The organism is bacterium, from assembly GCA_040754625.1.
In the GTDB taxonomy this organism is placed as follows: Bacteria; JACRDZ01; JAQUKH01; order JAQUKH01; family JAQUKH01; genus JAQUKH01.
The window spans coordinates 1-19165 of sequence record JBFMCF010000109.1 but is presented as its reverse complement, the minus strand read 5'-3'; the positions used below and the strand labels follow the sequence as shown (position 1 = coordinate 19165).

17 protein-coding genes are annotated in these 19165 nt (G+C 39.7%); 4 read left to right on the top strand and 13 right to left on the bottom strand.

Translation table 11 applies throughout. The features are described 5' to 3' along the window. Positions 1-239: 239 nt before the first annotated feature. Genes AB1498_10530 through AB1498_10520 form a run of 3 tightly spaced genes read left to right on the top strand, consistent with a single transcriptional unit; the run spans position 240 to position 5319 of the window. Positions 240-791 carry an NAD(P)H-dependent oxidoreductase subunit E gene (locus AB1498_10530; protein ID MEW6088724.1) on the top strand — a complete coding sequence of 184 codons (552 nt, stop codon included), beginning with the start codon at positions 240-242 and terminating at the stop codon, positions 789-791. After that, the gene (locus tag AB1498_10525; protein MEW6088723.1) at positions 784-2592 is read left to right on the top strand and encodes an NADH-ubiquinone oxidoreductase-F iron-sulfur binding region domain-containing protein; all 1809 of its coding nucleotides are present in this window, start codon (positions 784-786) and stop codon (positions 2590-2592) included. The genes AB1498_10530 and AB1498_10525 overlap by 8 nt, the downstream gene beginning before the upstream one ends. A gap of 60 nt (positions 2593-2652) precedes the next feature. After that, entirely contained in the window at positions 2653-5319 is a 2667-nt protein-coding gene (locus AB1498_10520) for a molybdopterin-dependent oxidoreductase (protein MEW6088722.1), read from the top strand. A 7-nt stretch (positions 5320-5326) separates the two neighbouring features. Here the strand turns inward: AB1498_10520 and AB1498_10515 are convergent, their stop codons facing one another. Continuing rightward, entirely contained in the window at positions 5327-5869 is a 543-nt protein-coding gene (locus tag AB1498_10515) for a cytochrome P460 family protein (GenBank protein ID MEW6088721.1), read from the bottom strand. Positions 5870-5967: 98 nt separating this feature from the next. On the opposite strand from AB1498_10515, the gene AB1498_10510 reads away from it, so the two are divergent. Next, on the top strand, positions 5968-6846 hold the full coding sequence (locus AB1498_10510; GenBank protein MEW6088720.1) for a radical SAM protein: 879 nt from the start codon (positions 5968-5970) through the stop codon (positions 6844-6846). A 4-nt stretch (positions 6847-6850) separates the two neighbouring features. Here the strand turns inward: AB1498_10510 and AB1498_10505 are convergent, their stop codons facing one another. The 12 genes from AB1498_10505 to AB1498_10450 all read right to left on the bottom strand — a co-directional run bounded on the left by AB1498_10505 (position 6851) and on the right by AB1498_10450 (position 19062). Beyond that, positions 6851-11596, bottom strand: a complete 4746-nt coding sequence (locus AB1498_10505; GenBank protein MEW6088719.1) for a tetratricopeptide repeat protein — start codon at positions 11594-11596, stop codon at positions 6851-6853. Between the two features lie 82 nt (positions 11597-11678). Then, positions 11679-12395 carry a tetratricopeptide repeat protein gene (locus AB1498_10500; protein ID MEW6088718.1) on the bottom strand — a complete coding sequence of 239 codons (717 nt, stop codon included), beginning with the start codon at positions 12393-12395 and terminating at the stop codon, positions 11679-11681. A gap of 316 nt (positions 12396-12711) precedes the next feature. Beyond that, on the bottom strand, positions 12712-13800 hold the full coding sequence (locus tag AB1498_10495; GenBank protein ID MEW6088717.1) for a Xaa-Pro peptidase family protein: 1089 nt from the start codon (positions 13798-13800) through the stop codon (positions 12712-12714). Beyond that, positions 13781-14761: an NGG1p interacting factor NIF3 gene (locus AB1498_10490; protein ID MEW6088716.1), complete on the bottom strand. Its 981-nt coding sequence runs from the start codon at positions 14759-14761 to the stop codon at positions 13781-13783. Before AB1498_10490 ends, AB1498_10495 begins: the two co-directional genes overlap by 20 nt. A gap of 4 nt (positions 14762-14765) precedes the next feature. Then, positions 14766-15359, bottom strand: a complete 594-nt coding sequence (locus AB1498_10485) for a CvpA family protein (GenBank protein MEW6088715.1) — start codon at positions 15357-15359, stop codon at positions 14766-14768. A gap of 13 nt (positions 15360-15372) precedes the next feature. Beyond that, positions 15373-15573 carry a 30S ribosomal protein S21 gene (gene rpsU, locus AB1498_10480; GenBank protein ID MEW6088714.1) on the bottom strand — a complete coding sequence of 67 codons (201 nt, stop codon included), beginning with the start codon at positions 15571-15573 and terminating at the stop codon, positions 15373-15375. A gap of 88 nt (positions 15574-15661) precedes the next feature. Then, complete coding sequence (locus tag AB1498_10475; protein MEW6088713.1) at positions 15662-16003, bottom strand: histidine triad nucleotide-binding protein; 342 nt, start codon at positions 16001-16003, stop codon at positions 15662-15664. A gap of 104 nt (positions 16004-16107) precedes the next feature. Then, positions 16108-16836 (bottom strand): RsmE family RNA methyltransferase, encoded by a 729-nt coding sequence (locus AB1498_10470; protein ID MEW6088712.1) that lies wholly within the window; start codon positions 16834-16836, stop codon positions 16108-16110. A gap of 7 nt (positions 16837-16843) precedes the next feature. Then, on the bottom strand, positions 16844-17272 hold the full coding sequence (locus AB1498_10465) for a type II toxin-antitoxin system VapC family toxin (protein ID MEW6088711.1): 429 nt from the start codon (positions 17270-17272) through the stop codon (positions 16844-16846). Next, positions 17265-17492, bottom strand: coding sequence for a type II toxin-antitoxin system prevent-host-death family antitoxin (locus AB1498_10460; protein ID MEW6088710.1), 228 nt, complete (start codon positions 17490-17492; stop codon positions 17265-17267). Before AB1498_10460 ends, AB1498_10465 begins: the two co-directional genes overlap by 8 nt. Before the next feature lie 60 nt (positions 17493-17552). Further along, positions 17553-18839, bottom strand: a complete 1287-nt coding sequence (locus AB1498_10455; protein ID MEW6088709.1) for an integron integrase — start codon at positions 18837-18839, stop codon at positions 17553-17555. Then, the gene (locus tag AB1498_10450; GenBank protein ID MEW6088708.1) at positions 18832-19062 is read right to left on the bottom strand and encodes a DUF2283 domain-containing protein; all 231 of its coding nucleotides are present in this window, start codon (positions 19060-19062) and stop codon (positions 18832-18834) included. Before AB1498_10450 ends, AB1498_10455 begins: the two co-directional genes overlap by 8 nt. Between the last annotated feature and the right edge of the window lie 103 nt (positions 19063-19165).

Below are 19165 nucleotides of genomic sequence, written 5' to 3'. Positions count from 1 at the left end.
TATTCCCTTTTTTTATGGCTTTTGCTTCGGTTTTTTTTGCTGTTGTCTTTAAGATTTATTATTCACTTGATTCCTCGCAGGCTAAAGCCTGCGCCTACCTGATTTCCACCGGTAACTGACCGGTTACTCAGATTATATCAAATTTCTTGACGGCATGAAAAATATTTATTATAATAGTTGTCTTATATTTATTTTCCTTGGCCGGATAAATTCTAAATTTATTTAAGCTGTTTAAATTTATGGAAAATATAACTTTAGCCATTCCGGAATCAGCAGTAATCAATGAAATTATAAACATCCACAAAAACGGCATTGGGCCGTTAATTCCTATATTACAGGACATCCAGAATAAATTCGGTTACATATCAGAAGAAGCCCTGGAAATCATTTCGGAAAAACTCCGCCAGCCAATTCCGCATGTTTATGGTGTTGCGACTTTTCACTCCCAGTTTAAATTAAAAATGAAAGGTGAAGAAATACTCCAGGCGGAATTCTCAATAAAAATCTGCTCAGGATCGCCCTGCCACGTCCGCGGAGCAAAAAAAATAATGGAAGTAATAGAAAAGGCCCTTGGCATAAAATGCGGTGAGATTTCGAAAGACCGTGTTTTCAGTTTTGAGATGGTGGAATGCCTTGGCGCGTGCGGGATATCCCCTGCCATTGCGATTAACGACAAAATACACGGGAATTTAACGCCGGATTCAACTGAAAACCTGTTAAATAAGCTAAAATACCAGTCAGAAATAAAGGGTATTAAAAAGAGGGCTGAAGAACATAAAAAACATGAATAACAAAAATTCTCCTGATATTCAAATCCTGGTTTGCATGGGAACGAACAGCATAGCCTCCGGCGGGAAGGACGTGTTAAACGAATTTGAATCTCAGCTAAAAAATGAAATTATTAAAGCATCAATTGGAAAAAGGCCGTGCCGCACCAGCCAGACGGGATGCCGGGGTTTATGTTCCAATGATGTCCTGGTGGATATTATTATGCCCCCTTTCGGCCGGATTACTTACGGCCATGTTAACAGGGAAATTGTCCCGCGGATAATTAAAGAACATATACTTGAACAAAAACCGGTAAAAGAATTGATAATTTACAGCGAAAAAGAAGAAAGCCCTTATGCTTCATTTTATAACAACCAGACACGGATGATTCTTGAACACTGCGGTTACATAAATCCTGAAGATATTAACAGTTACCTCGAGGCCGGCGGATACAACGCCTTAAAAATGGCATTAACAATACAACCTAAAAATATTGTTGATATTATTAAAAAATCCGGGCTCAGGGGCCGCGGGGGGGCGGGATTCCCTGCAGGTATTAAATGGGAAGTGACCCTCAATACTCCGTCTGACCAGAAATATGTAATCTGCAACGCAGAAGAATGCGACCCCGGAACATTCAAGGACAGAAGCCTGCTGGAAGGCGACCCGCACAGGGTAATTGAGGGAATAATAATTGCAGGCTATGCCGTGGGCGCTAATACGGGATTTATCGTAGTGAATCCCGATTATAATCTTGCGATTGAACGGCTGGACAAGGCCATCTGCCAGGCAGGGGAACTGAATTTTCTCGGGAATAAAATACTCGGGACCAATTTTAATTTCAATCTTATCCGCAGGCGGGGCGTAAAAACTTTTATATGCGGGAAGTCAACCGCTCTTATAAAAACCCTGGAAGGTGAACGCGGTTTCCCGGAGCTTACCCCTCCTCATTCCGCTGAAAAAGGACTGCTTGGGAAACCAACTGTCTTAAACAATACAGAAACCTTTTCCAATATCAGCACGATTATTTCAAAAGGCTTTGATTTTTACGCGAATATAGGAACGGAAAAAAGCAAAGGAACAAAAATATTTTCCCTGGCAGGCAAGGTAAAAAATGTCGGCCTTGTGGAAGTCCCCATGGGAACAAACCTCAGAAAGATTGTTTATGATATCGGAGGAGGCCCTCTTAAAAAAAGGAAATTCAAGGCAATCCAGGTAGGCGGGCCCCTTGGCGGATGTTTTCCTGAAAGCATGCTTGAAAACGTCATTATTGATTATGAAACATTAAAAGAAGCAGGAACAACTATAGGATCAGGCGGGCTTGTCGTGATGGATGACAAAACTTGCATGGTCGACCTCGCAAAACACTACCTTGAATTCACACAGGAACAGACCTGCGGTAAATGCGCCACCTGCAGGCTGGGGACCGAGGTCCTTTATGAAACACTTAAAAAAATAACCGAAGGGAAAGGGACCCCTGAGGACATCCATGTTTTAACTACACTTAGCAGGGACATACAGGATTTCTCGTTATGCGGCCTGGGTAAGACCGCGCCGAACCCGGTTTTGACCACCATTAAATATTTCTATGATGAATATGAAGAACATATAAACAAAAAAATATGCAGGGCAAGAACCTGCAGGGGCCTTTTAAAATTTAAGATTGATGAAAACCTGTGCAAAAAATGCGGCCTCTGTTTAAAAAAGGCATGCAAGTTTAACGCTATCGAATGGGAACCGAAAAAAACGGCGCAGATAAAACCGGAAAATTGCGTCCGGTGCTGCGCGTGCGTGGACATATGCGATTATAACGCGATATACTAATTAAACAGTTCAAACGGTTTAAACTGTTTGAACCGATATTCAGGAAATATTTTGATAAATATGATTACTTTAACTATTGACGGGAAAAATATTTTTGTTCCCCGGGGAACAAAAATTATTGAAGCCGCGAAATCGGCGGGGATTGATATCCCTCATTTATGCCATCATACCGGGCTTGAACCCTTCGGCGGATGCAGGTTATGCGTTGTTGAAATAGAGGGCACGCATGAACTTGTGTCATCCTGCGTCGCCCCGGTTGAAGAAAACATGGTTGTTCTCACAGATACCCCGCGGATAAACAAAGCCAGGCAGACAATAATAGAACTCCTTCTTTTAAACCATCCGATGGACTGCCTTGTATGCGAGCGGTGCGGAGACTGCCGCCTTCAGGACCTGGCATACCGGCTTAAAGTAAATTTTAACATTTTCAAAATGGATAAACGCATCGGCCCGGCCACGCAGACAAAAGGAATAATAGAAATCAATCCTAAAAAATGCATGCACTGCGGGCTTTGTGTCCGCGCCTGCAGGGAAATCCGCATGGTCGGGGCAATTGATTTTTCTTACCGCGGGTTTAAAACTGAAATCGGGACCCCTTTCAGGAAAAGCATTGACTGCGAATTCTGCGGCCAATGCATATCAATATGCCCTGTCGCGGGGGTTATCAGTAATCTTTCAAAATATGAAGCCCGTATATGGGAGGTGGGAAAACATAACACTATATGTCCTTACTGCGGGTGCGGGTGCTCCATATCCCTAAATATAAAAGACAATAAAGTCATCTCCGTTTCATCCAGGGAAGGATTGGGAATAAATAACGGCAGTCTTTGCGCAAAAGGAAGATTTGGATATGATTTCCCCAACAGCCCAAAAAGGTTAATAAACCCTCTTATAAAAAAAGACGGCAAACTGGTTGAAACCTCGTGGGAAGAAGCAATAAAATTCAGCGCGGACAAACTTCTCGAGATTAAAGAAAAATACGGGCCTGATTCTATTGCCGGCATAATCTCTGCCAGGTGCACAAACGAAGAAACATATCTTTTCCAAAAATTCATGCGGGCCGTTATAGGCACAAATAACATAGACAATTCCTCCCGGCTTGAAAACGGGGTAAATATTAATGTCCTTGCTCCTATGCTTGGCTACCCGGCCATGACTAACCCGATGGATGACCTTCTAAAATCGGAGGTTATTATTGTTATCGGCGCCAATCCAATCGAAAGCCAGGCCATTGCCAGTTTAAAAATAAAATCCGCTGTTAAAAAACACAATGCCAAACTTATACTGGTTGACCCGAGAGAAACCAAACTTAATACTTTTGCCAAACTCTGGATTTCCCCAAATATCCAGACCGATCCTGTTTTTTTAAACGCGATTTCAAAAATTATAATTGATGAAAACCTGCAGGACAAAAAATTCATTAAAGAAAGGACTGAAGGCTTTGAGGAATTCAAATTATCCACCGGTAAAATTCCCATAAACCTTGCTTCGAAAATTACCGGTATCATCGAAGAAAAAATATTTGAGACTGCGCGGTTAATAGGAAAAAGCCGAAAAACGTCTTTTGTTTACGGGTCTGGCGTCACACAGCAGAAAAACTCCTCTGAAACAGTCAAGGCGATTGTGAACCTTTGCCTTTTAACGGGAAATATCGGGAAAGAAGGAGCGGGAATTTATCCGTTAAAAGGTTACAATAACTCCCAGGGCGCGTGCGACACGGGTGCAATCCCGGAATATCTTCCCGGTTACCAGAAATTTGACGACCCTGTTATACGAAAAAATTTCAATTCCGTATGGAAAAAGGAAATCCCAAAACTGCCAGGGAGCACTTATCATCAGATATTCGGCAAAATTATGGAGAAAAAAATCAGGGCGGTTTATATTATCGGGGATGATCCTATCGCGTCTTTTCCCGACACGGAATTTTTAAAACTGACCTTAAGCAAACTTGATTTTCTCGCGGTGAACGACCTCTTTTTAAATAATACTACTCCTTACGCGCACGTAGTTTTTCCCGTGTCGAGCTTCGTCGAAAAAGAAGGGTCTTATACAAACATGGAAAGGCGGATTCAGGATTTTAAACACCCGCTGAAACCCGTAAAAAACACAAAAACAGATTCTGAAATAATAGGGCTTATTTCAAAAGGACTCGGTTTTCCTCTCGATTGCTCAATCGGAAATATAAGAAAAGAAATCGCTGAATTGGTCCCGGTTTATAAAGAAATAAATATTCTTCCCTTCCCCTCCAAAGGGACACAATGGCCTGCTTCCAAAATAAATAACGGGGGTACCCCTGTTCTATACACCGGCAGAGAAAATAAATTTAATTTCCTTGCCCCTGAAAATTTACCTGTTGAAGAAAAAAATAATATAATATACCCTTTTACCCTTTTATCCGGCGGCTCCCTGTTTCACAGCCACAGCGGTGCAATGACAAGAAACTCAAAGGGCCTGCACGAGGTCTGCCCTGAGGGATTTATCGATATAAACCCGGATGATGCTGAAAAACTTAAAATTATAGAAAATGAATTAATACGTATAAGCTCAAAAACCGGCTCAACAACAATAAAAGCCCGCCTGGATAAAAAAATCCCGCAGGGGATATTATTCACGCCTGTGCATTTCTTTGAAGAAATGCGGATCAATGTCCTTTTCCCCTGGGAATTGAATCCGGTATCCAAAAGCCTCATCAATAAATCAACAAGGGTAAAACTGGAAAAAATTTAAAAGTCTTCTATTTGATGCTGCCGGATAAAATATAATCATTATCTTTGGCTTTGCTATGGCAATCAATACACTCTTTAACCTTACCTTCAGCAAGTATATTAAAGTCAGGGTCATATTTAATCCATGCCCAGTCACCCGCTTCAGGATTATATTTTTCTGATTTATACATAACGGTTACAGCCGCTAATTTTTTGTCGGAAGTGTAATTTTCTTTAACTATCATGGACCCGTTCTGCATGCCTTTTTTTTCATCTAATGAATTAAACGCGATTTTGTTAACATAAACTGTTAATAAAGCGCCATGTGGTTCCTTGCCTTCAAAAAGCTTTTCCTTGCCGGGCCATAATTTCCAGGTGGTATATTCGCCGCATTTGGTAATAAAATAACGGACATCCCCTGCTTCGGGCCGGGGCATGTCCATGACTAAACAGTAAAATGAACTCCCCGCCTCTCCCTTGCCCAGGCCGTGAGAAGCTTCTTGTTCAGAAAATACTGCCGGCGAAATTACTAAAACCAATAAAACCAGTAAAATCAATACACCTTTTTTCATATTGTCCTCCTATAAGCCAATTTTTATCCTTCATTTCAATTTTATAACTTTTTTTTTTTTTGTAAAGCATTTTCTTGATTTATAGTATACTAATTGTTGTGATAAACTTCGATATTGATAAAAGAATCCGCGATGCCTATGAAATTTTTAATTCCTGCCATCTTTGCCCGAGAGAATGCGGTTTAAACCGGACCGAGGGCGCATTGGGATATTGTGAGATGGGCAAAGATTTGATGGTTTCAAGTTTCGGACCTCATTTTGGCGAAGAGCCTGAGTTATCAGGAACAAAGGGTTCAGGGACAATATTTTTTACAGGCTGCAACCTCGGGTGTTGTTTCTGCCAGAATTATGAAATAAGCCAATTACATCATGGGGAAAAATCTTCTCCTGAAGAATTGGCCGTGATAATGATTTCTTTGCAGGATAAAGGGTGCCATAATATAAACCTTGTCACACCGACACACTTTACACCTCATATTATTAAAGCATTTAAACTGGCCAAGGAAAAAGGGTTAAATATACCTCTTGTCCACAATAACAGCGGTTATGAAAATGTTTCCACGCTACAACTTTTTGAGGGGATAATCGACATTTACATGCCGGACACCAAATATGCCGAAAATGAAACAGCTTATAAGTACGCTCACGCTCCGGATTACCCTGAAAAAATGAAATTGGCTTTAAAAGAAATGCACCGCCAGGCAGGTGATTTAGTAACTGACAAAAACGGACTGGCAACAAAAGGATTGATTATAAGGCATCTTGTTCTCCCGGGTAAAACCGCGGAAACAGAAAAAATCGCACGATTCATAGCGGAGGAAATATCCAAAGATTCTTATTTTAACCTGATGGACCAGTACCAGCCTTATTATAATTCCAGGCTTTTCCCTGAAATTAACCGGAGGATTACAAGGAAGGAATACGAAGAGGCTGTAAAATCAGCTAAAAAACTGGGACTGCACAGGGGGGTGCGGTAAAAAATCATTCTTCCGAATATCCGCTCTTCAAAAGACCAAGCGTCTTTTTCGTGTCCTCTATAAGTTCGTGTTCCGGGTATTCTTTTATGAATTTCTCAAGTTCCTCAATTGCCTTCTTCATCTCTTTCAGCGAGGCGTAACACAGACCTATTTTCAACTGTGCCTGGCTGTTTCTCTTTTTGTCCTGTGTGCCCATTTTCAAATATTTTTGATAAAGTTCAAGCGCCTCTTTTGATTTATCCTGCGAGTAATAAATTTCTGCGATCTCAAACATCGCGCGGGGTTCCTGGGGGTAAAAATTCAAAATTTTTAAAAAATAATTTAAAGCTTCATCGCGTTTTTCTCGAGACAATGAATAATCGGCTAAAAAATACAAAGCAGTAAGGTTTTTTTCATCCATCAGTAAGACCTGTCCGTATTCTCCTGCTGCCCCCTCTTTCTGCGAGTTTTCGTCATAGGCGCCTGCCAATGCCAGCCTTAGTTTTAAATCATCGGGCGTAATTTTGAGTTTTTCATTATATTTTTTAATCAGCGAGGAAATCCTTTCCTTATAAAAGTTTTTTAAATCTTCCTGCAGTCTGAGATTCAAATCGCTCTCTTTCGGGGTTTCCGCCGCGAAATCGCTTTCAGGCAATTTGTCCTCCGGGACTTTTACTCTATATTCCTTTATATTAAAAATTTCGCTTTTTTCTTTTGCCGCGAGATATTCTTTATATTTTTTTATTCCCTGTTTCCATGAATCCAGGAAAGAAGAACCAAACATGGAAACGTCAACCGGTATCCAGATTAAATTATCTTTTTCCGCGTATGATTCGCTGTCTCCCGAAATTTTTTCCGCTTCTTCAATTGAAGCGCCTGTATTTACAAGCAAGACAACAAATGACGGATTTTTGATAAAATTGACCGCTATACCCTCCTTTTCAAGACAGGCACTGAGAAAAATGGCGCAGTCCACGTCATTGCCTATTTTGTTTTTTAAGGTTTCCCTTGGATATTGCAATTCTTTCGGTTCATTAAAATTAATTTCAGGGCTTCGCGCCGTGCATATTGTCCCATAAGCGCTTATCCCGTCAAAAATTACAAATATCTTTCGCAGATCATCAGGAATATTATATCCGTTTTCCGCATGGTAAACATCGAGTATTCGTTTTGTAAAATCACTTATCGGCGGGTCTGAAGGAGTTATGTGCATAACAATTCTTTCTTGTTCTTTTTTTATAAATATTTCCAGATTGTCAAGCGCGTTTTTATACAAGATGTTCGTCCCGCCATATTCACCTGCTTTTGTGAAATGCTCCCTGGCATGGTCAAATAACCCGCTCTGCATATAAAACAGCCCCATAAAATAAAAACTATCAGGATTGCCGGGGTCAATGTCAAGGATTGTCCTATATTCGCCGACAGCCTCTTTTTTCATTTTGTTTTTAGTGTATATGGAAGCAAGCTGCAAACGCGCCTTGATATTTTTCGGTTCAATAGAAATGATTTTTTGAAAAGTCTGTATGGCATCGCCGGATTTTTCCTGTAAATCCTCTACATTGCCAAGCTGTAAAAGAGCGTCTATGTTGTTTACATCCACCCTTATTACATCGCTGAAATATTTTTCCGCAAGTTCATAATTTTTGACCTCAGAATAGAGTTTTCCAAGAGCGTAGTTAACAGATATTATATCCCCCGAATTTTTTTCCAATGCCTTGCGGTATGATTCTATTGCCTCGGGAATGCGGTTTTTCTTTTCATATAAAATCCCGAGTTGTAAATATACTTCCAGATAATTCGGGTTTAAATTCACCACCGTGTTAAACGCGCTTAAAGCCCTGTCAATGTCTATGCCGGATAACGCAAGGCCCGTATAATAATGATAATCAGGGTTACCGGGCTCCAGCTTTGCCGCCTCACTGAATTCATGGACCGCGGATTCCATGTCACCGCCGTAAAAATATGCAAGCCCCAGGTTATATTTATAAACCGGGTTTTTGGCATCCAGAGACGCGGCGACTTTAAATTCCGCGACAGCATCCATATATTTTTTTTGACTGACATAAATCAATCCGGTAAGAAAAAACACTTCCAGGTTCTGCGGGTCAATTTCAGAGGCCTCTTTAAAAGATTGGACAGCCATATCATTTTCACCGAGCGCGGTATAAGTCTTCCCCAGGTAATAACGGGCATAAAATTCCTTCGGGCTGTCCTTTATGCACTGTTTAAGTTCATCAACTGCCTGGTCGTATTTTCGCTGTTTGTAATATGAAAGGCCGAGATGATAATGCAGTTTCGGGTTGGTTTCCCCCATCTGTAACGCGTTTTTAAGCGCCTCTATGGCTTCATTATATAATTCCTTATTAAGAAACGCTTCGCCAAGCTCCGAATATATCATAAAACTGTTTTTTTCAATTTTTAAAGCCTCTTTTAATTCAAAAACTGCCTTGTCATATGATTTTTGCCGTGACAGCGCGGCTCCAAGATAATAATGCGCATACCCGTTTTGCGGCTGTAACCTTACAATATTGTTGAATTTTTTTTCCGCCTCCTGCCATTTATCCTGCCTAAAGTAAACTATGCCTAACAGGTAATGAGCGTTATAATTATCCAGATGAAGTTCTGTTTCCTTTTGAAAATTTACCGCGCTTTCCGGGAATTTACCCTGCTTAAAAAAGTTATATCCAAGGACAAAATAATCCGTGACAGGCGCGCTTTGAGGGCTTACAAAACCACGGGGCGCCGCGGCAGAGATTTTATAATAAGGAGACTGCGCGAAACTGCTGTCAGGAGAGGCTGGAATAAAAAATTCGTTTGCGCGGGTTTTATCAACAAATGTGTAATCACCGGCAAGGTCATCGCTTTTATAAATATAATATTCATAGACAAATGATTCAGGGTTTTTCTCCCATGTGAGTTTTATGCCTTTCTCATCCCCGTAAGAAGCAAGACCTGCCGGGGAGCGGGGAGTTTCACAAAGAGTAAAAACCTGCATCCGTTTATTTTCCGCGTCCGCGGCATAAATATAATTTTGCGCATCCAGGTTTTGCACCGCGAGGCCCTGCAAATCATTAAATTGGCCTATCCCTTTGCCTTCACTGCCAAATTCCATGATGAATTTCAAGGAACTGTCGAAAATCTGGATCCTGTTGTTTCCCTTGTCAAGCACATAAATTTTCCTGTCTTTATCCGTGCTTACGCAGACCGGTTTATCAAACTCACCTTCTCCTTTCCCGCTTTTGCCAAAAGAAATTTCATTTTCGAAACTTATGTTATATTTTTGCACGCGGTTATTTCCTGTATCAGCCACATAAACCGCTCCATCAGGAGCTATCGCGACATCCTCGGGATAATTTAACTGGTTTGCCTTGTTTTCCGAGGCCCCGAAGGCGGTCAAAAATATCCCGTCTTTATTAAACACCTGGACACGGTTATTTTTCTTGTCAACCGCATAAAGTTTTTCACCCTTTTCATCATAAACAAGCCCGGAAGGGCTTAAAAATTCGCCTTTTTCTTCTCCCTTTCGTCCGAACCCGAATAGATATTTCCCCGTGGAATCAAATATCTGGATACGGTAATTTTTACTGTCCGACACAGCTATATTCCCGCCGGGACTTACTGCCAAACCTGACGGATTTTTAAACTTTCCTTTATCTTCTCCTTCTCCACCAAAAACAAATTTTAAAGTTCCGTCAGGATTAAATACCTGGATATTGTTATTCGCGGGGTTAGACATATAAATATTCCCATTAATGTCCGCCCCTATATCAGAGGCATTGCACAGCATTTCGCGGACAAACAATATATCAACAGGCCTTGGGGCGGAAGGTTTTTTTTGCGCCTTTTCATCAGGTTCTATTTCATAAATTTCCACGCGGTTATTTTTTCTATCGGCAATATACAGACGGTTATTTTTGTCCATATATATGCCGGACAACTCTAAAAACTGGCCCCGGCCCGTTCCCTTGCTTCCAAAAGAATATTGAAATTCGCCCAGATTGGAAATTACGTGGACGCAATAATTTTCAATGTCTGCCGCGTATAATGTTCCATATTCGCTTACAGAAGCGGAAAAAAGCTGTTTATATTTTTTATTGTCTTTATTTCCCACGTTTAAAAGAAAATACCCGCGGGAATCAAATTTTTGTATGCGGTTGTTATTTTTATCAACGACAAAGATATTTCGTTCATTGTCCACCGCCACATAAGACGGGTAATCGAACTGGGTATGCAAATCTCCTGAAGAACCAAAGGATTTGATAAATATTCCCTGGCGGGTAAATACCTGAATACGGTCATTGCGGCTGTCAGCCACATAAACAAAACCATATAAATCAACGGCAATACCGCCTGGAGTATTAAACCTGCCTTTTTGATTTCCTTTTTGCCCAAAAGCAAAAAGGAATTTACCTGTACTGTCAAAAACCTGGACACGGCTATTGCCCTGTTCCGTTACATATATTTCATCATAACTATTTACGGCTATCCCGAAAGGCGTATTGAATTCCCCGTTATTGCTCCCCTTCCTGCCGAATTGATAAACATAGGCCCCTTCTTTATCAAATACCTGGACACGGTTATTATCACTATCCACTATATATATATTGCCTTTACTGTCAGTCCCAATACTTTGGATATTATCAAATTCTTTTGGATTTTCGCCTTTTTTCCCCGCAATTTCAAAAAGGAAATTTACCTTTTCAGCGGCGTTGATACAATAATGTAAACAGCACAAGGCAAAGAATAAAATAACAGAGACTGTTTTTCTCATTGATACTCTCTTTTGTAAAACCGTAAATTGTAAAACGTTAATTGTTTTTTAATACCCACATTTTACGATTTACTATTCACGGTTACTTCGTTTTCTCTTTTAAAGATTTCAAGGCGTCTTCAATACTTTGTTTTTTCTTGATTTCTTTCTGTTGTTTTTCCTTTTCCGCCAATTCCGTTTCTTTTTTCTTTCTTTCCTCTTCGGCCTTTTTCTGGTCCAGTTCAGTCTGCCTTTTTTGTTTTTCTTCAAGGGATTTCTGGCGTGCTATTTCTTCCCTGCACTGGGAAATGTAAAGCTGTATATTGTCTTTTTCTTTACTATTCGGGAACGCGTTCATAAACTTTTCATAAGATTCAATGGCCTCAGTATATTTCCCTTTTTTCTGAAATTCCATTGCCATATTTAACAGGTTTTCAGCCTGGCCGCCCGTGAGTGAATCAATCTTTTTGCTTATCTCCCCGGATAAATAACCGCCGGGGTATTTATTAATCAGGTCCCTCAGAACAAACAAACCCGCGTCATTGTATTTTTCATTTATAAGAGTATCGGCAACCATGACCGTTTTTGCGATGTCGATTTCCTTTTCACAATCCGCGATCGATTGCCAGGCCCTGGGAGCCAGAGAGCTCTTGGAGTATTTATAAACAATTATCCTGTATTCCTGGACCGCGCCGCTGAAATCTCCCTGTGATTTTAAATCTTCGGCCCTGCGGAAATGGTTATCCGCTTCCTTTTCCACATTGACACATCCGGCTAAAAGAAAAAAAGCAAAGAGAAAGATAAAATATTTGCGACGCATAAATTCCACCGCCTTTCTTAATATAGATGATAATACAACTATATTATGCTATCAAAATAACAAAATTGTGTCAAAATAAAAATAACGCTCAAGTCTGGCAAATTTAATTTCAAGGTCTCTTTTTGCGTCTATAGAAATGTTTTTCGTATATAAATCTTAGCGAAATTTTGGGATCACGATTTCCACGACTCCCGATTTGCTCCTCTATAGGATTGTGGAAATCGCCCAAAATGAGCTTAGATTTATAGAAAAGCGTTTCGGGTTTAGCAAAAAGAGATTTTGAAATTAAAAATTTGCCAAATTCAAAAATAAACGTTTAAAATTTTACAGCTTTCCCGTTATTTATAAAATAATCATTCTCCCAGCGGAACCCTGTTTTCTTCGTGTAAAAACCCGGTTCAAACGCAAAAGCTGTACCGTCCTGGAATTTATGTCTGCTGAAAACATTTTTTGAAAGCGAAAGGCTTGGATAGATATCATGCACCGCAACGCCTATCCCATGTCCGTAAGCGTGCTTTTCATAAATATCAACTTTATGTTTTTTTGAAATTTTTCGCATCCCTTCCGCCAGTTCATAAGGGCTGATTTTTGAAAAATCGAGCGATTCCAATTCATTAAACATAATCTTTGCGACTTTATAAAATTTATGCCCGCGGATATCGTCTCCCACAAGAAAAGTCCTTGTTATATCAGAAGTGTAACCGTAAAAACTCACGCCTAAATCAACAATTAAAAATTCCCCGTTTTTCAGTCTTTTATCCGTCGCCCTGATCGGGTGGGGATTGACAGCGCGCCTGCCCGAGGCTATAATCGGTTTAAATGAAACCTCCGCATTTTTCTTCCGGGCCTCAAAATAAATAAGGTTATAAATATCTATTTCCGTAACATTTTTCCTCACTTTATTTTCCACTTTTTTTAAAATCTCATAAGTCTCGTTTACCGATTTCCGGATCAAACCGATTTCAGCCGGTGTTTTTATTTTTCTTAAAGGAAAAATAACGTCCTGCGCGGGTTTCAGGCTGAACTCCTTTCTTAATTTCTTAAGCCAGGAATACCTGATGATATCAAAATTATAATTATCCGAATATTCCGCTGAAAGATATTTGTATTTTCTTGTTATCTTTTTTATCAAAGGTATAAGCTTTGAACTTGCCGGATAAGTCATTATCTCAATGTTATTTTTTAATCCGGAGAGGAGGTCTGTTTCAATGGGAGACACGAAGGCGTAAATTTTCCCGCCGGGGAGTATCAGCAAAAAAGACGGGGCCACATGGTCCGTCTGTAAAGTAAACATCCAGTAATTCGCGTTCTGCCCGTCAAAATTGGTAATTAAAAGCGGATACCGCAAATCAGGCAATAACTGGTTTATTTTTTCCTTGAATGCTTTACGGATTATATTTTCCATCTCTCTCTTTGCCTGTCACCCTCCTGAATCCCGAACAGGAAATAATATCCAGTTTTTCTTTTTCCTCCAGGCAGTCAAAAACAAGGTTGACACCTATCGTGTCAGACGCCATATGCCCGGCAATGATTACGTTAATATGGTTTTTTTCAGCCTCTTTCCTGTGCTCGTCGGAAATATGCATGCCGATTATGGTGCCGACATCCGTGTGCGAAAGCCTTTCATAAATGTCCTTGGACCCGCTTGTCCCGCCTGTCATATCTATCATCACCCTGCCCGCCCTGCCTTTTTCACTGCCGGAAACTACTTTCAACCCGACATTATTTTTTTCAGCCTCTTTATATTCCGGGATTTTTCTTAAAAGGTCAAGGCAGTCTGAAACCCTGTAAGGTTTTTCCATGTCAATTTTTTTCTGCAAATAATCCGATACCGAATTATCTGCCGGTGTGTGAACGCACATTAAAGGAATGTTCAAAAGTTTCGCCATATCAACAATCCGTGTATGGTTAGCCGGCAATAACCTTCTCTGCACTTCGGTTATTCTTTCATTCATCAGAGCCTCGGCGACACTGATTGAAACACCAAATTGATTACAAATATCAGCATGGACCCCCATTACCTGGTATAAATTTGCCAACGCATACCCTTCAGGGTGATGCGACACAACAAGGTCAATTTTCTGCCCCTTCTGGATCAGCCTGTCGGCGAGCATCATCTCCGCGCCCTCAATATCCACACCGACAAGAATATTTTTGACATCCATATCGCCGTTACCGAATAAAATCCTGGTATCGGCGTAAGGATTGGTTAATTTTTCCTGATCAAAATCTTTCTTTTTATCTTCTTTTAAATCATCATATTCCTTTTTAATCCTCTGTAATTCTTTTTCGACCAGCTCTTTTCCGCGGGGATCGGTTTTCTTGCCCTGTTCTATGACCGTCGCATAAAGTTCTTTTAATTTCATTCTCTTAATCTCCTATAAAATTTTCAATTGAATTATCAATTTTCTTAAATCCTTTAAGAATACCTTCCTTTTCCCCATGGCTTTTTATCATTTCATTATAACTTTCAAACTGGGTCCATGAAAAAATCCTGATTATAAGATTATAAACTTTCGGGGTATACACGGCAATAGGTTTTACAATAATTGTCTTTTCAACTTCCTGCCTGTATCTTGGTATCAAAGGAAATTTCAATAAACTTATTACAACTAACCCGGCGATAAAAAACCCTTTCATTAATCCAAAAACAACGCCGCCAAATTTATCGACCCATTCCAAAAGCAAAAGTTTGACCAGGTTCTGTAAAAATTTCCCGCAGAAAAACATCAATATATAAATAAAAATCCAGACCAGGCTAAAGGCCACTGCCTTGCCGTATCCGGGTGATAATCCTAACACATTTTCAAAAATACCGGCCAATCCCGGCCCAAGTTTTACCGCGATTAATCCGCCGCCGAATATCCCGAATAAATTAAAGGCCTCCCTTAAGAGGCCTCTAATATATCCCCGTATAACAATATACAGGAAAAATCCTAAAACAATAATATCGAAAAGATGCATTTTTATCCTTAGATTAATCGTTTTCCAATGTTTCTTGTTCTTTTCTGATTTTTTTCAAAGCTGCGTAAGTTTTTCTTTTCTTTTTAACGCTTGGTTTCTCGTAATGTTCGCGTTTTTTTATCTCAATCAGTATACCTGACTTCTCACATTTTTTCTTAAACCTTCTCAATGCGCTTTCCAGAGATTCATTGTCTTTTATCTTAACTCCAAGCATACTTTCTTAGTCCACCTCCCCGCTATAAAAAAATGATGGCATATTATAACATAGCTTTATTTTAAATTCAAATATAAAAACAAAAAAATCAACCCGGGGGCCAGCCCATTTTTCTGCCGCCCAAAACATGCATATGGATATGATAAATGACCTGCCCGCTGTCCGGGTTGCAGTTTAAAACCAGCCTGAAACCGCTGATGTCAATCTTCTTGTCCCCGGCTATCTTAGCCGCGACCATGACCATGTGGCCCACAAGATTTTTATCCTCTTCCCTGACAGCCAGGGTTGTAGGAATATGTTTTTTGGGAATAACAAGAAAATGCACGGGGGCCTGCGGATTAATGTCGCTGAACGCTATACACTCTTTATCTTCGTATAAAATATCGCTTTTTATCTTCTTTTCGACGATTTTGCAGAACAAACAGTCCATATGTTCCTCCGTATACCGTAAAACGTGAATCGTTAAATGTAAAAAGCAAATACGATTTCTAATATTTTACTTTTCACGTTTTACTTTTTACGATTTACGGCATTTTACAGCCAGTCAAATTGATACTTAATAATAGACACTGCGATCAACCCTGCTATTTCTGTGCGGAAAATAGTCCCGCCCAAACTTACACGAATCGCGCCTGTTTTTTCAGCAAAATTAACCTCTTCAGCCGTCAATCCGCCTTCCGGTCCAATTATTATAGCAATTTTTTGAACATTTTTGCAATTTTTTAAAACATCCTTTATTTTCTTCGATTTTTCTTCTTCCCAGGGGATAATGACCAAATCAAATCCTTTTAAATTTTGGACGGCCTCCTCAAATTTTTGGACCCCGGAAACATTTGGCAAAACAGGTATTCCCGACTGCTGGGCCTGCTCAATTGATACCTTTCTCCACCGTGATAAAAGTTTCTGCTCCCTCGCGTCATCCAGCCGGGGAACACTTCTTTCGCTTATGACGGGAATTATATTCCTGACACCCAATTCAACATTCGCCCGCGCAACGGTGTCCATCTTGTTTTTTTTAGGCAGGCATTGGGTTAAAGTTATTTCCCTGCCGGATTGTATCTTTTCCCTGTTAATAATTTTCGCTTCAAGATGTTTTTTTGAAACAGACGTTATTCTCAGCCTGTATTTTTCTTTTGTGTCGGAAACAAATATTTCGTCTCCGGCTTCGCGGCGCAGGACATTGGATAGATGATGGAAATTGCCGCCGGAAATCCTGACAATGTCCCCGGTTATATCATTTTCATTAATAAAATATATCGGCATGTTGTCTTTAAACCGGAATAACTTTTACAAACATTTTCCTGCCATATGAAATAATTTCTTTATCATGGGTAATCAGCGTTGCTCCTAATTTTCTCGCCGAGGCGACAATTATCCGGTCGGCAGGGTCACCATGAAACTTATCGGGCAATTGGCTGCTTTCAACGGCAATTTCAGGAGTAAGAGGAACTAAAGACACACCGGGAACACTTAACGCTTTATTAATCCAGTCTATACATTCGACAGGAAATTTAATTCTCCCTTTAGCTTCAAGCATACCCACTTCCCATACTGAAATGGCCGACACCCTGATATTTCCGTATTTTGCCGCGTTTTCAATATGCGCCAGGCACCCGGAGTTCTCCAGTTTTTTGCCGCCTGTTAACAGCCATATCCAGACATGTGTATCTAAAATTACAATATCCTTTGGATTAATCATCAGCGTTCCATTTCTCGCCTGTGGATTTTACAATATCCCCGGTTATAAAAAGCGAATCTTTCAAAATACCAAATAAAGGTTTCACCTCTTCTTTTTCGACAGGGGTCAATTTCGCTATAGGTTTCCCAAATTTTGTAATTATAATTTCCCTCTGATTTTCATGAACGTTATCCATTAATTTCAGGCACTTGGCCTTAAATTCACCCGCCGCAACTTTCATAGAACACCTCCCATTTTTAACTATAGTCATTTTACCATGGTCATATTAATAAGTAAAGGATTATTTTAGATATAAACTATCCAGCGGGCTTCTCGGCGCGTTCGACATGTCCCGCATCACATGGGTATATATCATTGTCGTTTCAAGGTTCTTATGGCCCATCCACTCCTGAATTTCTCTTATATTGACACCATTCATCAATAAGTGCGTAGCAAAGCTATGCCTTAACGTATGCACAGTCGCGTGTTTAACAATATTGGATTTTTTTACCGCGTTATTCATCGCGTTCTGAATAGTTTTCTCAAATATATGGTGCCGCTTGACTTTCCCGCTTCGAGGATCAACAGAAAGTTTGGAAGCGGGAAAAACATACTGCCAGCAGAATTCACGGGACGCGTTCGGATATTTTTTATCCAGGGCGTTAGGCAGAAATACCTCTCCATATCCTTTTTCTAAATCCTTTTTGTGTATTTTTTTTATTTCTTCCAGTTGTTTTTTCAGCGGTTCAATAATCCCGTCGGGTAAAATTGTAGCACGGTCTTTATCCCCCTTGCCCGCGCGCACAAAGATCAATTTATTATCAAAATCTATATCCTTTACTCTCAGCCTGGCTGATTCCATAAGCCGTAATCCCGCGCCGTATATAAGCTTTAAAACCAATATATAATCTTCCGGGGCATTCCTGAATATTTCCTTAATTTCATCCACAGTTAAAACAACCGGAAGCTTCGGCCCGCGTTTAGCCCTGACCGTTTTCCCGATATTGCCGGTATCGATTCTAAGAATATCTCTTAAAAGAAATAATATCGCGTTGAAAGCCTGATTTTGAGTTGAGGACGATACATTTTTATATGTAGCAAGATAGGCAAGGTAATCTTTCAGGTCATTTGTTTCTAATCCCAGATTAAGAACATCCTTTTTCTTTACATTTTCAACATATTCGTAAAATCGTTTTATCCAATCCAGATAAGTCCGTTCCGTGGAATAAGAATAGTGCTTTATCCTGATAGCTTCCCGGACTTTGTTTAAAATAATATTTATTTCATAATTTATTTTTACAGGCTCATTTGAATTGGGATTTAAATGGGAGGTGTTGCCTTTTAAAAAGTTATTTAAATATAGATTAACCGCGTTTTTAGCCTGATCAATTTGCCAGCCGGTTATTTTTGGATCTTCTTTAATATGATTCAGAAATCTTTGAATCTTTAATTTCAGATCAGGTTCATCAGTTTTATTTGAAAAACTTATAAATTTACTGGCCCAATAAGCATAAAAAGATACACTTTTTTCCTGGACGATCTTATTTCCAATTAAATATTTCTGGAATTCAGGTAAAATATTAAGCAACTTTTTTCTGAATAATTAAATTTTTATCAAAATTAAGTGTGTAGGAAAGAATTGTTTTCAAATTTAGTTTTTTAGAGGCATTTAGAATTTCTATCCCTACTATTTTATTCCCGGAAGTTGTGTCTAAATTAACTCCTTCAGACATTTCGATAACTCCTTCAGGCTGCCCATTTCCTAACTCTATATATAAGGCATCTACTTTATTATCATAATATACTTTCATTTTTTCCTTCCTTTCTTTAAAGGATAATTTGTTATTACTGTTATTATATCATTTTTCAAGGCAATTACAATTTTTAAGGGATATTTAAATCCTTTAGTACTTT

Excerpts from the sequence above, each read along its gene's own strand:
- AB1498_10530 (MEW6088724.1), top strand. The coding sequence starts at position 240 with ATGGAAAATATAACTTTAGCCATTCCGGAATCAGCAGTAATCAATGAA.
- AB1498_10525 (MEW6088723.1), top strand. The coding sequence starts at position 784 with ATGAATAACAAAAATTCTCCTGATATTCAAATCCTGGTTTGCATGGGA.
- AB1498_10520 (MEW6088722.1), top strand. The coding sequence starts at position 2,653 with ATGATTACTTTAACTATTGACGGGAAAAATATTTTTGTTCCCCGGGGA.
- AB1498_10515 (MEW6088721.1), bottom strand. The coding sequence starts at position 5,869 with ATGAAAAAAGGTGTATTGATTTTACTGGTTTTATTGGTTTTAGTAATT.
- AB1498_10505 (MEW6088719.1), bottom strand. The coding sequence starts at position 11,596 with ATGAGAAAAACAGTCTCTGTTATTTTATTCTTTGCCTTGTGCTGTTTA.
- AB1498_10500 (MEW6088718.1), bottom strand. The coding sequence starts at position 12,395 with ATGCGTCGCAAATATTTTATCTTTCTCTTTGCTTTTTTTCTTTTAGCC.
- AB1498_10495 (MEW6088717.1), bottom strand. The coding sequence starts at position 13,800 with ATGGAAAATATAATCCGTAAAGCATTCAAGGAAAAAATAAACCAGTTA.
- AB1498_10490 (MEW6088716.1), bottom strand. The coding sequence starts at position 14,761 with ATGAAATTAAAAGAACTTTATGCGACGGTCATAGAACAGGGCAAGAAA.
- AB1498_10485 (MEW6088715.1), bottom strand. The coding sequence starts at position 15,359 with ATGCATCTTTTCGATATTATTGTTTTAGGATTTTTCCTGTATATTGTT.
- rpsU (MEW6088714.1), bottom strand. The coding sequence starts at position 15,573 with ATGCTTGGAGTTAAGATAAAAGACAATGAATCTCTGGAAAGCGCATTG.
- AB1498_10475 (MEW6088713.1), bottom strand. The coding sequence starts at position 16,003 with ATGGACTGTTTGTTCTGCAAAATCGTCGAAAAGAAGATAAAAAGCGAT.
- AB1498_10470 (MEW6088712.1), bottom strand. The coding sequence starts at position 16,836 with ATGCCGATATATTTTATTAATGAAAATGATATAACCGGGGACATTGTC.
- AB1498_10465 (MEW6088711.1), bottom strand. The coding sequence starts at position 17,272 with ATGATTAATCCAAAGGATATTGTAATTTTAGATACACATGTCTGGATA.
- AB1498_10460 (MEW6088710.1), bottom strand. The coding sequence starts at position 17,492 with ATGAAAGTTGCGGCGGGTGAATTTAAGGCCAAGTGCCTGAAATTAATG.
- AB1498_10450 (MEW6088708.1), bottom strand. The coding sequence starts at position 19,062 with ATGAAAGTATATTATGATAATAAAGTAGATGCCTTATATATAGAGTTA.